Source organism: Streptomyces sp. NPDC052101 (assembly GCF_040680235.1).
In the GTDB taxonomy this organism is placed as follows: domain Bacteria; phylum Actinomycetota; class Actinomycetes; order Streptomycetales; family Streptomycetaceae; genus Streptomyces.
Genome location: NZ_JBFAWH010000024.1, coordinates 102,450 through 115,306 on the forward strand (window position 1 = coordinate 102,450; position 12,857 = coordinate 115,306).

Annotated in this window: 12 protein-coding genes and 2 pseudogenes; 10 read left to right on the forward strand and 4 right to left on the reverse strand. The window is 70.3% G+C overall.

Annotation, left to right across the window (positions count from 1 at the left end; translation table 11 throughout):
- The first annotated feature begins 1 nt into the window (after window position 1).
- The 6 genes and pseudogenes from AB0L75_RS32670 to AB0L75_RS32695 all read left to right on the forward strand — a co-directional run bounded on the left by AB0L75_RS32670 (window position 2) and on the right by AB0L75_RS32695 (window position 6,119).
- The gene (locus AB0L75_RS32670) at window positions 2–766 is read left to right on the forward strand and encodes a DUF3710 domain-containing protein (protein WP_365188301.1); all 765 of its coding nucleotides are present in this window, start codon (window positions 2–4) and stop codon (window positions 764–766) included.
- A gap of 129 nt (window positions 767–895) precedes the next feature.
- Window positions 896–1,225 (forward strand): annotated as a pseudogene (locus AB0L75_RS32675) (hypothetical protein); the annotation flags it as partial.
- 256 nt (window positions 1,226–1,481) lie between these two features.
- Window positions 1,482–4,187, forward strand: coding sequence for an ATP-binding protein (locus AB0L75_RS32680; RefSeq protein ID WP_365188303.1), 2,706 nt, complete (start codon window positions 1,482–1,484; stop codon window positions 4,185–4,187).
- Window positions 4,184–4,870, forward strand: a complete 687-nt coding sequence (locus tag AB0L75_RS32685) for a response regulator (protein ID WP_365188306.1) — start codon at window positions 4,184–4,186, stop codon at window positions 4,868–4,870. The genes AB0L75_RS32680 and AB0L75_RS32685 overlap by 4 nt, the downstream gene beginning before the upstream one ends.
- A 94-nt stretch (window positions 4,871–4,964) precedes the next feature.
- Window positions 4,965–5,363 carry an OB-fold nucleic acid binding domain-containing protein gene (locus AB0L75_RS32690; RefSeq protein ID WP_365188308.1) on the forward strand — a complete coding sequence of 133 codons (399 nt, stop codon included), beginning with the start codon at window positions 4,965–4,967 and terminating at the stop codon, window positions 5,361–5,363.
- A 3-nt stretch (window positions 5,364–5,366) separates the two neighbouring features.
- Window positions 5,367–6,119, forward strand: coding sequence for a DUF3159 domain-containing protein (locus AB0L75_RS32695; protein WP_365188310.1), 753 nt, complete (start codon window positions 5,367–5,369; stop codon window positions 6,117–6,119).
- Window positions 6,120–6,289: 170 nt separating this feature from the next.
- On the opposite strand, the gene AB0L75_RS32700 is transcribed toward AB0L75_RS32695, so the two are convergent.
- From AB0L75_RS32700 to AB0L75_RS32710, 3 genes are all read right to left on the reverse strand, one after another.
- On the reverse strand, window positions 6,290–6,961 hold the full coding sequence (locus tag AB0L75_RS32700) for a TrkA family potassium uptake protein (RefSeq protein WP_365188313.1): 672 nt from the start codon (window positions 6,959–6,961) through the stop codon (window positions 6,290–6,292).
- Window positions 6,961–7,632: a TrkA family potassium uptake protein gene (locus tag AB0L75_RS32705; protein WP_053655270.1), complete on the reverse strand. Its 672-nt coding sequence runs from the start codon at window positions 7,630–7,632 to the stop codon at window positions 6,961–6,963. The genes AB0L75_RS32700 and AB0L75_RS32705 overlap by 1 nt, the downstream gene beginning before the upstream one ends.
- Window positions 7,633–7,844: 212 nt before the next feature.
- The gene (locus tag AB0L75_RS32710; protein ID WP_365188330.1) at window positions 7,845–7,973 is read right to left on the reverse strand and encodes a hypothetical protein; all 129 of its coding nucleotides are present in this window, start codon (window positions 7,971–7,973) and stop codon (window positions 7,845–7,847) included.
- Between the two features lie 161 nt (window positions 7,974–8,134).
- Here AB0L75_RS32710 and AB0L75_RS32715 point away from each other — a divergent pair, with 161 nt between their 5' ends.
- From AB0L75_RS32715 to AB0L75_RS32730, 4 genes are all read left to right on the forward strand, one after another.
- Window positions 8,135–10,186, forward strand: coding sequence for an APC family permease (locus tag AB0L75_RS32715; protein WP_365188316.1), 2,052 nt, complete (start codon window positions 8,135–8,137; stop codon window positions 10,184–10,186).
- 97 nt (window positions 10,187–10,283) lie between these two features.
- On the forward strand, window positions 10,284–11,612 hold the full coding sequence (locus AB0L75_RS32720; RefSeq protein ID WP_365188319.1) for a TRAM domain-containing protein: 1,329 nt from the start codon (window positions 10,284–10,286) through the stop codon (window positions 11,610–11,612).
- Window positions 11,613–11,907: 295 nt separating this feature from the next.
- Window positions 11,908–12,102 (forward strand): ribbon-helix-helix protein, CopG family, encoded by a 195-nt coding sequence (locus tag AB0L75_RS32725; RefSeq protein WP_037672007.1) that lies wholly within the window; start codon window positions 11,908–11,910, stop codon window positions 12,100–12,102.
- A complete protein-coding gene (locus AB0L75_RS32730; protein ID WP_365188322.1) occupies window positions 12,099–12,491 on the forward strand; it encodes a type II toxin-antitoxin system death-on-curing family toxin in 393 nt (130 codons plus the stop codon). Before AB0L75_RS32725 ends, AB0L75_RS32730 begins: the two co-directional genes overlap by 4 nt.
- Window positions 12,492–12,774: 283 nt before the next feature.
- Here the strand turns inward: AB0L75_RS32730 and AB0L75_RS32735 are convergent.
- Window positions 12,775–12,857: pseudogene (locus AB0L75_RS32735) on the reverse strand (IS5/IS1182 family transposase); the annotation flags it as partial.

Sequence of the window (12,857 nt, forward strand, 5' to 3'; positions counted from 1 at the left end):
CGTGTTCGGACGTCGCAACAAGAAGGGTGCCGCCGAGGACGCGGCCGGCGAGGCCGAGCAGGTCGTCGACAGCGTCGACACCGAGGCGGACGAGGGAGAAGAGGCCGAGCGCGAGCGCGTACGGCTGGAGCCCGAGCCCCGGCCCGATGGGCCGTGGGACAGCGATGAGGTGCGTGACGCGGCCGAGGGGCGCGTGGACCTCGGCGGGCTGTTCGTCCCCGGCGTGGACGGCATGGAACTGCGGGTCGAGGTGGCCGGTGACGCGATCGTCGCCGCGACCGTCGTGCTGCGTGACAGCGCCATCCAGCTCCAGGCGTTCGCCGCGCCCAAGCGCGAGGGCATCTGGGGCGAGGTCCGCGAGGAGATCGCGTCCGGCATCACCCAGCAGGGTGGCATCGTCGACGAGGTCGAGGGCTCGCTCGGCTGGGAGCTGCGCGCCCAGGTTCCGGTGCAGCTGCCGGACGGCACGGGCGGCTTCCAGGTCGTGCGGTTCGTCGGCGTGGACGGCCCGCGCTGGTTCCTGCGCGGTGTGATCTCCGGCCAGGGCGCCGTGCAGCCGCAGGCCGCCGGTCTGCTGGAGCAGATCTTCCGCGACACGGTTGTGGTGCGCGGCGAGGGCCCGATGGCGCCCCGCGACCCGATCGTCCTCAAGCTGCCCAACGACGCTCAGATGGTCCCCGAGGGCGTCCAGCAGGAGGAGGGCTCGCGCTTCTCCGGCGGCATGGGTCAGCTCCAGCGCGGCCCGGAGATCACCGAGGTCCGCTGACGGCTTCAGCAGCGATACACGGGCCGTGCCTTTGAGGGGCGCGGCCCGTTTTTTCGGTGTCGGGCCGTTGAGCGAGCCTGCCGTCGCCGTATGCGGGTCCGCGGGTGGTTGGTCGCTCCCCTTGGTATGCCTGACCGGGGGCGGGTCGAGGTGGACGGGCGGTTGCTGGGGGAGCTGGGCGAGCGCGAGCTGCTGGGGCTGCGCCGGGACCGGATCGGGTTCGGCTTCCAGTCCTTCGGGCTCATTCCCGTCCTCACGGCGGCCGAGAACGTCGGCGTACCACTGCGGCTGCGCCGAGCCTCCCCGCGAGACCGCGAGACCGCGAGACCGCGAGACCGCGAGACCGCGAGACCGCGAGACCGCGAGACCGCGAGGAACGCGTCGAGCTGCTCCTGTCCCTTCTCGGGCTGGCCCGGCCATGCGGCGCTGCGGCCCGGCGAGCTGTCCGGCGGTCGGCGGCTGGGGGTACCGCCAGGCCCTTGAGGCACTGGGGGAGGGTCGCCGTCGCCCGCGCCCTCGCCAACCGCGGAACCCCGCGACGGAGAACGCGTCCAGCACTGAACGGGCAGGTCCGGCACGGTGCCGCCCACCGTCGGCCGTCTCATCAGAGTTGCGTCAAAGTTGCCCGCCGACCGTCCCCCTGTCCCGTTTGCCGTGTTTGTTGGCCGTAAGGTCGACGCTGCGTACGCAAGCAGGACCGGAAGACAATGGAGCCATGGCACGCGGCAAGCTTCGGATCTACCTCGGTGCGGCCCCCGGCGTGGGCAAGACCTACGCCATGCTCTCCGAGGCGCATCGCCGCGTGGAGCGGGGCACCGACTGTGTCGTGGCCTTCGTCGAGCACTATGAACGGCCGCGCACCGAGGTGATGCTGCACGGCCTGGAGCAGGTGCCGCGCAGGCGGCTGGAGTACCGGGACACCACCTTCGGCGAGATGGACGTGGACGCCGTCCTGCGGCGTGCCCCGGCCGTCGCCCTGGTGGACGAACTCGCCCATACCAACGTCCCCGGCTCGCGCAACGCCAAGCGCTGGCAGGACGTCGAGGAACTCCTCGCCGCCGGCATCGACGTGATCTCCACCGTCAACATCCAGCACCTGGAATCACTCGGCGACGTCGTGGAGTCGATCACCGGGGTACGGCAGCGCGAGACCGTCCCGGACGAGGTGGTACGGCGTGCCGACCAGATCGAGCTGGTCGACATGTCACCCCAGGCGCTGCGGCGCCGGATGGCGCACGGCAACATCTACAAGCCGGACAAGGTCGACGCGGCCCTGTCCAACTACTTCCGCCCGGGAAACCTCACGGCACTGCGCGAGCTGGCCCTGCTCTGGGTGGCCGACCGCGTCGACGAGTACCTGAACGCCTACCGCAGCGAGCACCGGGTCTCCCGGATCTGGGGCTCGCGCGAGCGGATCGTGGTCGGGCTCACCGGCGGCCCCGAGGGCCGCACCCTGATCCGGCGTGCCTCCCGCCTGGCCGAGAAGGGCGCCGGCGGCGAGGTGCTCGCCGTCTACATAGCCCGCAGCGACGGCCTGACCTCGGCCTCGCCCAAGGAACTGGCCCTTCAGCGGACCCTCGTGGAAGACCTCGGCGGCACCTTCCACCAGGTGGTCGGCGACGACATACCGGCCGCCCTGCTGGACTTCGCGCGGGGCGTGAACGCCACCCAGATCGTGCTCGGCTCCTCGCGCCGCAAGGCCTGGCAGTACGTCTTCGGGCCCGGTGTCGGCGCCACGGTCGCCCGCGACTCCGGCTCCGACCTCGACGTCCACATCGTCACCCACGACGAGGTCGCCAAGGGCCGCGGACTGCCGGTGGCGCGCGGTGCACGGCTCGGGCGGGCCAGGATCCTCTGGGGCTGGGCGGTCGGCCTGGTGGGCCCCATGATCCTCGCGGTGCTGCTGAACAGCATCGACCTCGGCCTCGCCAATGACATGCTGCTGTTCCTGTCCGTCACCGTCGCAGCCGCGCTGCTCGGCGGCCTGCTGCCCGCGCTGGCCTCGGCGGCCTTCGGCTCGCTGCTGCTGAACTACTTCTACACCCCGCCCCTGCACCGGCTGACCATCGCCGACCCGAAGAACATGGTCGCCATCGCGATCTTCGTCGGGGTGGCCGTGTCCGTGGCCTCGGTGGTGGACCTCGCGGCCCGGCGCACCCATCAGGCCGCCCGGCTGCGCGCCGAGTCCGAGATACTGTCCTTCCTCGCCGGGAACGTGCTGCGCGGCGAGACCAGCCTGGAGGAGCTGCTGGAGCGGGTCCGGGAGACCTTCGCGATGGAGTCGGCCGCGCTGCTGGAGCGCGCGAGCGACGTCGAGCCGTGGACCTGCGCCGGGCGCGCCGGATTCGGGCGCCCGCTGGAGCGGCCCGAGGACGCCGACGTCGACATGCCCGTCGGCGACCACATGGCGCTCGCGCTCACCGGCCGGGTACTGCCCGCCGAGGACCGCCGGGTGCTCGCCGCCTTCGCCGCGCAGGCCGCCGTGGCCCTGGACCGCCGGCGCCTGCAGGAGGAGGCCGACCAGGCCCGTGCGCTCGCCGAGGGCAACCGCATCCGCACCGCCCTGCTGGCCGCCGTCAGCCACGATCTGCGCACCCCCCTGGCCGGCATCAAGGCCGCCGTCTCCTCGCTGCGCTCCGACGACGTGGCCTGGTCCGAGGAGGACCAGGCGGAGCTGCTGGAGGGCATCGAGGAGGGCGCCGACCGGCTCGATCACCTCGTGGGCAACCTCCTCGACATGTCCCGCCTGCAGACCGGTACGGTCACCCCGCTGATCCGCGAGATCGACGTGGACGAGGTCGTCCCGATGGCCCTGGGCGGCGTACCCGAGGACAGCGTCGAGCTGGAGGTGCCCGAGACGCTGCCGATGGTCCAGGTCGACCCGGGGCTGCTGGAGCGGTCCGTGGCCAACCTGGTGGAGAACGCCGTCAAGTACAGCCCGCGCGGGCGGCCCGTGCTGGTCTCCGCCAGCGCCATCGCCGACCGGGTCGAGGTGCGTGTGGTCGACCGTGGGCCGGGGGTGCCGGACGAGGCCAAGGACCGGATCTTCGCGCCCTTCCAGCGGTACGGGGACGCTCCGCGCGGTGCCGGGGTCGGGCTCGGTCTCGCCGTCGCCCGGGGCTTCGCGGAGGCCGTGGGCGGCACCCTCAACGCCGAGGACACGCCGGGCGGCGGACTCACCATGGTCCTCAGCCTCCGCGCGGCAGGATCGCGCCCCGAGCCGCTCGCGGCCGCGGAGAAGACCGCAGAGCCTCCTGCAGTAACGCCTCCGGCAGCGGAGAAGACCGTAGCGCCTCCGGCAGCGGAGAACGCCGTAGCGCCTCCCGCCGGGGAGGAGATCGCAGAGCCTTCCGTCGCGGAGGACACCGCAGAGTCTTCCGTCGGGGAGGACCTCGCAGAACCAGAAAGGCAGACCCTATGACCCGGGTGCTCGTGGTCGACGACGAGCCGCAGATCGTGCGCGCCCTCGTGATCAACCTCAAGGCGCGCAAGTACGAGGTCGACGCGGCCCCCGACGGCAGGACCGCCCTCGAACTCGCCGCCTCCCGCCACCCCGACGTGGTCGTGCTCGACCTGGGTCTGCCCGACATGGACGGCGTCGAGGTGATCAAGGGCCTGCGGGGCTGGACCCGCGTGCCCATCCTGGTGCTGTCCGCCCGGCACTCCTCCGACGAGAAGGTGGAGGCGCTCGACGCGGGCGCCGACGACTACGTCACCAAGCCCTTCGGCATGGACGAGCTGCTGGCCCGGCTGCGGGCCGCCGTGCGCCGGGCCGAGCCGGTCGGGCCCGGCGAGGACGACCTGACGACCGTGGAGACGGAGGGCTTCACCGTCGACCTGGCCGCGAAGAAGGTCAACCGCGCCGGCAAGGACGTCCGGCTCACCCCGACCGAGTGGCATCTGCTGGAGGTGCTGGTCCGCAACACCGGCCGGCTGGTCAGCCAGAAGCAGCTGCTACAGGAGGTGTGGGGGCCGTCGTACGGCACCGAGACCAACTACCTGCGCGTGTACATGGCCCAGCTGCGCCGCAAGCTGGAGACGGACCCGGCGCACCCGAAGCACTTCATCACGGAGCCGGGGATGGGTTACCGGTTCGAGAAGTGAGCCGGACTCCGCGGTGGTCCGGACTCCGCGGTGGTCCGGACTCCGCGGTGAGCTGGGCCACGGCGGTGTCGGCGGGCCCCGGTACGCTTCAGGTATGAGTGGTGTTCCTCGTTCCGAAAAGCCGGCCGGCCGGTTCCGGCGCATGCTCGACCGGCTCTCCTCGTCGCAGGACGACCTGGAGTCCGAGGAGCTGCGCGAGGACGCCGAGACGGCGGGCTGCACGAAGATCGGTGACTGCCACGACCGGCAGATCGTGACCGTAACTGGTACCTTGCGCACGGTCACCTTGCGTCCCCGCGCCGGAGTCCCGGCCCTGGAGGCCGAGCTGTTCGACGGCTCCGCGGCGCTGGACGTGGTGTGGCTCGGCAGGCGTTCCATCGTGGGCATAGAACCGGGGCGCAAGCTGATCGCATCGGGCCGGATCTCGATGAGCCGGGGCCGCCGGGTGCTGTTCAACCCGAAATACGAACTGCGACCCCTCGGACGGGAGTAGCCGGTGACGTCCCTCGACAAGCCGACCCAAGACGCCGCTCAGGCACAGCCGGACGACGCCCGGGCGGTGACCGAGGCAGCCCTGTTCGAGGCGTTCGGCGGTGTCCGCGGCATGGTCGAGACGGTCGTGCCGGGCCTGCTCTTCGTCGCGATCTTCACGGTCGACAAGGACCTGCACGTGTCGGCGATCGCCGCGCTGGCCGTCTCCCTGGTGCTGGTCGTGGTCCGGCTCCTCATGAAGGACACCGTCAAGCACGCCTTCAGCGGCGTCTTCGGCGTGGCCTTCGGTGTCGTCTTCGCGATGTTCACCGGCAACGCCAAGGACTTCTACCTCCCGGGCATGCTCTACACGCTGGGCCTGGCGCTGGCGTACATCGTCACGACCCTCGCCGGTGTGCCCCTGATCGGTCTCATCCTCGGCCCGGTCTTCAAGGAGAACCTCTCCTGGCGCACCCGCAACCCCGGCCGCAAGAAGGCCTACGCGAAGGCGAGTTGGGCCTGGGGCCTGATCCTGCTCGCCAAGTGCGCGATCCTCTTCCCGCTCTACTGGTGGTCCGACACCGCCAAGCTCGGCTGGGTCCTGGTCGCCCTGAAGATCCCGCCGTTCCTGCTGGCGGTCTGGCTCACCTGGGTCTTCCTCGCGAAGGCGCCCGCGCCGATCGACGTGTTCGCGGAGATGGAGGCGGAGGAGAAGGCGGCCGAGGAGAGGAAGGCGGCGGCCGCGGAGGCGGCTGGTCGGCACCGTCGGCAGGACTGACCGTCCCCGGGGGCTCCGCACCCGGACCCGGACCCCCGGGACCTTGCCCGCCCGTCACCCGACTCGGTAGGCCGAAAGCGAACGATTCGGTAGGCCGGAAAGCGAACGACTCGGCAGGCCGGAAAGCGAAAGGGCGCCCTCAGCATCAAGGGCGCCCTTTTCCCGTGCGGTCAGCCTTCTTCGCGCCGCACCGACAGCAACTCCTCCAGCTGCTCCTCCCGGGCCTGCGCCGCCACGAAGAGGAGTTCGTCGCCCGCCTCCAGGGAGTCCTCCTTGGACGGGGTCAGCACACGGGTCCCGCGGATGATCGTGACCAGGGAGGTGTCCTCGGGCCACTCCACGTCGCCGACCTGGGTGCCGGCCAGGGCCGACTCCTCGGGCAGGGTCAGCTCGACGAGGTTGGCGTCGCCGTGGCTGAAGCGCAGCAGCCGGACCAGGTCGCCGACGCTCACCGCCTCCTCGACCAGGGCGGACATCAGACGCGGGGTGGAGACGGCCACGTCCACGCCCCAGGCCTCGTTGAACAGCCACTCGTTCTTCGGGTTGTTGACGCGGGCGACGACGCGCGGGACGCCGTACTCCGTCTTGGCGAGCAGCGAGACGACGAGGTTCACCTTGTCGTCGCCGGTCGCGGCGATGGCGACGTTGCAGCGCTGCAGCGCCGCCTCGTCCAGGGACGTGATCTCGCAGGCGTCGGCCAGCAGCCACTCCGCCTGGGGCACCCGCTCCACCGAGATGGCGGTCGGGGCCTTGTCGATGAGCAGGACCTCGTGGCCGTTCTCCAGCAGCTCGCCCGCGATCGAGCGGCCGACTGCGCCGGCTCCGGCAATGGCGACCCTCATCAGTGACCGCCCTCCTCTTCCGGGCCCTGGGCGAACGCCGCTTCGACCTTGTCCACGTCGTCCGGCCGCATCATCACATGCACGAGGTCGCCCTCCTGCAGCACTGTCTGGGAGGTCGGCAGGATCGCCTCGCCCAGGCGGGTCAGGAAGGCCACGCGGACCCCCGTCTCCTCCTGCAGCTTGCTGATCTTGTGGCCGACCCACTTCGCGGAGGTGTGCACCTCGGCGAGCTGGACTCCGCCGGTGGGGTCGCGCCACAGGGGCTCGGCGCCCGACGGCAGCAGCCGGCGCAGCATCTGGTCGGCGGTCCAGCGCACCGTCGCCACGGTGGGGATGCCCAGGCGCTGGTAGACCTCGGCGCGGCGCGGGTCGTAGATGCGGGCGGCCACGTTCTCCACGCCGAACATCTCGCGGGCCACCCGGGCGGAGATGATGTTGGAGTTGTCACCGCTGGAGACGGCGGCGAAGGCGCCGGCCTCCTCGATGCCTGCCTCGCGCAGGGTGTCCTGGTCGAAGCCGACACCGGTGACCCGGCGACCGCCGAATCCCGGGCCCAGCCGGCGGAAGGCGGTGGGGTCCTGGTCGATCACGGCGACCGTGTGCCCCTGTTGCTCCAGGGTCTGGGCAAGAGCGGAACCCACTCTTCCGCAGCCCATGATGACGATGTGCACGACCGTCCTTCCGGTGTCCAAAAGTTACAGCTCAGCATCAGGGTCTCAGACCGACGCCCAAAGCTACACACGGGCGCCGGGGGGTGGGCACCCCCGTGCGCCGGTTGGCCGTGATCACGGTCCGCGATCATGCGCGTGACCAGCGTCGGCGATCCGTATGCGATCACCCGTGAGCAATGCCGGCGATCGGCAGGTGATCACGCGCGGCAGCGTCAGCGGTCAGTGTCGACGATCACGGGCGGCGGGCGCCGCCGCGTGATACTGCGCACGCTGCACAGGGTCAGGATTCCGAGGGCGAGAAGGGCGAGCATGGCCCCGATCAGCTCCGCGGTCGCGGGCATGGCACCTCCGAAGTGCGATGACAGGCGGGATCTGCCATCTAGGCACGGGGAGCGCGCGGACCACGGAAACCGCAGTTCAGTGCGCCCGTGATTTCACTCGTGAGGCAGATCTCAGACACCGGGTGGGCCAGTTCCTGTTCGAGCCTTTACGATCCTCTGTCGTGTCCAAACTGACCGACGTGCCCAAACGGATCCTGATCGGGCGCGCACTGCGCAGTGACCGGCTGGGCGAAACGCTCCTGCCGAAGCGCATCGCACTCCCCGTCTTCGCCTCCGACCCGCTGTCCTCCGTCGCCTACGCACCGGGTGAGGTCCTGCTGGTCCTGTCCATCGCGGGCGTGTCGGCGTACCACTTCAGCCCCTGGATCGCCGTAGCGGTCGTCGTGCTGATGTTCACCGTGGTCGCCTCCTACCGCCAGAACGTCCACGCGTACCCGAGCGGCGGCGGAGACTACGAGGTCGCCACCACCAACCTGGGCCCCAGGGCGGGCCTGACCGTGGCCAGCGCCCTGCTCGTCGACTACGTCCTCACCGTCGCCGTCTCCATCGCCTCCGGCATCGAGAACCTCGGCTCGGCGATACCGTTCGTGGTCGAGCACAAGGTGCTGTGCGCGGTCGCCGTGATCGTGCTGCTGACGCTGATGAACCTGCGCGGCGTGAAGGAGTCCGGCAAGCTCTTCGCGATCCCGACGTACGTGTTCGTCGGCGGCGTCTTCATCATGATCGCGTGGGGCGCGTTCCGGGGCATGGTCCTCGGCGACACCATGCACGCACCGACGGCGTCCTATGAGATCAAGGCCGAGCACCAGGGTCTGGCGGGCTTCGCCCTCGTCTTCCTCCTGCTGCGCGCCTTCTCCTCCGGCTGCGCCGCGCTCACCGGCGTCGAGGCCATCTCCAACGGCGTCCCGGCCTTCCGCAAGCCCAAGTCGAAGAACGCGGCGACCACGCTCGCGCTGATGGGCGGGCTCGCCGTCACCATGTTCTGCGGCATCATCGTCCTCGCCATGACGACCAAGGTCCGCATGGCCGAGAACCCGGCCACCGACCTGCTCCACAACGGCCACCCGCTCGGCTCCGGCTATGTCCAGAACCCGGTGATCTCCCAGGTCGCCGAGGCGGTCTTCGGCAAGGGCAGCTTCCTGTTCGTCGTCCTGGCCGCGGCCACGGCCCTGGTCCTGTTCCTGGCGGCGAACACGGCGTACAACGGCTTCCCGCTGCTCGGCTCGATCCTCGCCCAGGACCGCTACCTGCCGCGCCAGCTGCACACCCGCGGTGACCGCCTCGCCTTCTCCAACGGCATCGTGCTGCTCGCGGGCGCCGCGACCCTGCTGACGGTCATCTACGGCGCCGACTCGACCCGCCTCATCCAGCTGTACATCGTCGGCGTGTTCGTGTCCTTCACGCTCAGCCAGACCGGCATGGTCCGGCACTGGAACCGCCACCTGGCGGTCGAGAAGGACCCGGCCAAGCGCAGCCACATGATCCGCTCCCGCGCGATCAACGCGTTCGGCGCCTTCTTCACCGGCCTGGTGCTGGTCGTCGTCCTGGTCACCAAGTTCACGCACGGCGCCTGGGTGGCGCTGCTCGGCATGTGTCTCTTCTACGCGACCATGACCGCGATCCGTAAGCACTACGACGGCGTCGCCGAGGAACTCGCGGCCCCCGAGGAACCGGACGACGACCTGGTCCGCCCGTCGCGGGTGCACTCGGTGGTGCTGATCTCGAAGATCCACCGCCCCGCCCTGCGTGCCCTCGCCTACGCCAAGCTGATGCGCTCGGACGGCCTGGAGGCTCTCACGGTCAACGTCGACGCGACGGAGACCAAGGCGCTGCGTGAGGAGTGGGAGCGGCGCGGTATCGACGTACCGCTGAAGGTCCTGGACTCGCCGTACCGCGAGGTCACCCGCCCGGTGATCGAGTACGTCAAGGGCCTGCGCAAGGAGTCCCCGCGCGACGCGGTCTCGGTGATCATCCCCGAGTACGTGGTCGGGCACTGGTACGAGCACCTGCTGCACAACCAGAGCGCCCTGCGCCTGAAGGGCCGCCTGCTGTTCACGCCCGGCGTGATGGTCACCTCCGTGCCCTACCAGCTGGCCTCCTCGGAGGCGGCCAAGCTGCGCGCCCGCAAGCGGCAGGAGTGGAACGCACCGGGTGCCGTCCGGCGCGGCCCGGCCGCGGAACGGCCCAAACAGCCGTCGGCGACCAAGGACTGACGACCGAGTCGGGGCGGCGAGGCCGTAGACTGGTGGGCTGTTGTCCGGCCCACCGGTTTGCGGCCGTTTCCCTTCCTGGATCTGGAGTCACCCCGCCATGCAGGCAGAACCGACGAAGTCTCTGGTGGGCGAGGAGTACGAGGTCGAGATCGGCCCCGTCGCCCCCGGCGGCCATTGCATTGCCCGTACGACCGAGGGCCAGGTCCTGTTCGTCCGGCACGCGCTGCCGGGCGAGCGGGTGGTCGCCCGGGTCACCGAGGGCGAGCAGGGCGCCCGCTTCCTGCGCGCGGACGCCGTCGAGATCCTCGACCCCTCCAAGGACCGCGTCGAGGCCCCCTGCCCCTTCGCCGGCCCCGGCCGCTGCGGCGGCTGCGACTGGCAGCACGCCAAGCCGGGCGCCCAGCGCCGTCTCAAGGGCGAGGTGATCGCCGAGCAGCTCAAGCGGCTCGCGGGCCTCACGCCCGAGGAGGCCGGCTGGGACGGCACGGTCATGCCGGCCGAGGGCGACAAGCTGCCCGCCGGCCAGGTCCCGCAGTGGCGCACGCGCGTCCAGTACGCCGTGGACGCCGAGGGCCACGCGGGCCTGCGCCGCCACCGCTCGCACGAGGTGGAACGCATCGACCACTGCATGATCGCGGCGGAGGGCGTCAGCGAGCTGGGGATCGAGCGGCGGGACTGGACCGGCATGGAGTCGGTCGAGGCGATCGCGGCGACGGGCTCGCAGGACCGCCAGGTGATCCTGACCCCGCGCCCCGGCGGCCGCCTCCCCCTGGTCGAACTGGACAAGCCGGTCTCCGTCCTCCGCGTCGACGAGAAGTCCGGCGGCGTCCACCGCGTCCATGGCCGCCCCTTCGTCCGCGAGCGCGCCGACGGCCGTACCCACCGGGTCGCGGGCGGCGGCTTCTGGCAGGTCCACCCGAAGGCGGCGGACACCCTGGTGACGGCGGTCATGCAAGGCCTCCTCCCGCGCAAGGGCGAGATGGCCCTGGACCTCTACTGCGGAGTGGGCCTGTTCGCGGGGGCGCTGGCCGACCGCCTCGGCGAGAAGGGCGCGGTCCTCGGCATCGAGTCCGGCAAGCGGGCGGTGGAGGACGCGCGGCACAACCTCGCCGACTTCCCCCGGGTCCGCATCGAACAGGGCAAGGTCGAGTCGGTCCTGCCGCGCACGGGCATCACGGACGTCGACCTGATCGTCCTCGACCCGCCGAGGGCCGGCGCGGGCCGCAACACAGTCGCCCACCTCACCTCCCTCGGCGCCCGCCGCATCGCCTACGTAGCCTGCGACCCCGCCGCCCTGGCCCGGGACCTGGCGTATTTCCGTGAGGGCGGGTATCGGGTGCGGATGCTTCGGGCGTTCGATCTGTTTCCGATGACTCATCATGTGGAGTGCGTGGCGATTCTTGAGCCCGCTGTCAAGGGTTCCTGACCTGCGGTTTTGCGGCCCGGGTAGATGGTTCGACCTGTTCCCCTCCGTATAGCGGTTCGAGCGGACGGACCGATCTTTGGGAGCCTTCTGACCTGCAAATTCGTGAGCGAGGTGCTGCCATCGGCGACGCCTTCAGAGGCTCTTTCGGAGATTCTTGACGCTCGTATGACGCTCGAAGTGGAAGCCTCTGCTGCGCCTCCGCGGCGGCGGTGCGAACGACCATCCTGGCCTCACGCTCCTGGAGCCGAGAGCGACCCGACCGCGCCCTTTGATACCGGCCTGGTATCATCTCTGCATGGCGATGACACTCCGCCTCCCCGACGACCTTGACGCGAAGCTCACCGAGCGGGCTCGTCGGGAGGGCCGCAGCAAGCAGGAACTTGCCATTGAGGCCATCCGTGACGCCCAGAACCGGGCCGAGCTGAAGGTCGATGACGTCTTGGCTGAACTCATGGATAGCGATGCGGAGATTCTGGACTACCTGAAGTGACCGTAGTGCGCTATATCCAGATCGACGAGATCCTGGCCATCGCCCGCGCGGTCAACGGTACCGAGCACAGCGTGCGTGACATGGGCCTGCTGGTGTCGGCGATCGAGCGTGCCCGGACGAACGTGTTCGGGGCCGAGTTGTATCCCACGCTGCACGAGAAGGCTGCGGCACTGCTGCACTCCGTCGCCCGCAATCACGCGCTGATCGACGGCAACAAGCGCACCGCTTGGCTCGCCATGCGTGTCTTCCTGCGGTTCAACGGCGTCAGCGCCAGTACCGCCCCGCCACCCGTCTCCGTTGCCGGCCCGTTCGTCGAGGAAGTCGCGCAGGACAACATCGATGTACCGTTCATCGCCAAGCGCCTCTCGACCTGGTTCCCCATTTCCTGACGTTCGACGTCGTGCGGTGGGGGACGGAATGGGTTTCCGTAAGCGGTGCTGGCTCCATGCATTTCGCCGGGCAGACGGATCCCGTTTTCTTGGGATCTGTTCGTTCAGCGGATTGATGCGTATGCCTTCGCGAGACGGAGCAGCAGTCCGCTCGGCGCGGAAATGGCGTCCCGAGGGTGAGCTGACCGACACCCACCGCGCCCTGCCGACTCGGCTAGCTCCCGGCCTGAGATCCCCTGACAGGAAGAACGGGCCCTGGGTGCCGTGCGAACACTGAGCTCTTTCAGCGTTGCCGCTCCAGCGTGAGGACGGCAGCGGCGATTGACGTCATTCGATTCGGGCTGCACCGGGATCGGCGGAAGATGC

Coding starts and splice junctions, on each gene's coding strand:
- AB0L75_RS32690 (WP_365188308.1), top strand. CDS start 4,965: ATGAGTGGTGTTCCTCGTTCCGAAAAGCCGGCCGGCCGGTTCCGGCGC.
- AB0L75_RS32685 (WP_365188306.1), top strand. CDS start 4,184: ATGACCCGGGTGCTCGTGGTCGACGACGAGCCGCAGATCGTGCGCGCC.
- AB0L75_RS32725 (WP_037672007.1), top strand. CDS start 11,908: ATGGCGATGACACTCCGCCTCCCCGACGACCTTGACGCGAAGCTCACC.
- AB0L75_RS32680 (WP_365188303.1), top strand. CDS start 1,482: ATGGCACGCGGCAAGCTTCGGATCTACCTCGGTGCGGCCCCCGGCGTG.
- AB0L75_RS32710 (WP_365188330.1), bottom strand. CDS start 7,973: ATGCCCGCGACCGCGGAGCTGATCGGGGCCATGCTCGCCCTTCTCGCC.
- AB0L75_RS32700 (WP_365188313.1), bottom strand. CDS start 6,961: ATGAGGGTCGCCATTGCCGGAGCCGGCGCAGTCGGCCGCTCGATCGCG.
- AB0L75_RS32720 (WP_365188319.1), top strand. CDS start 10,284: ATGCAGGCAGAACCGACGAAGTCTCTGGTGGGCGAGGAGTACGAGGTC.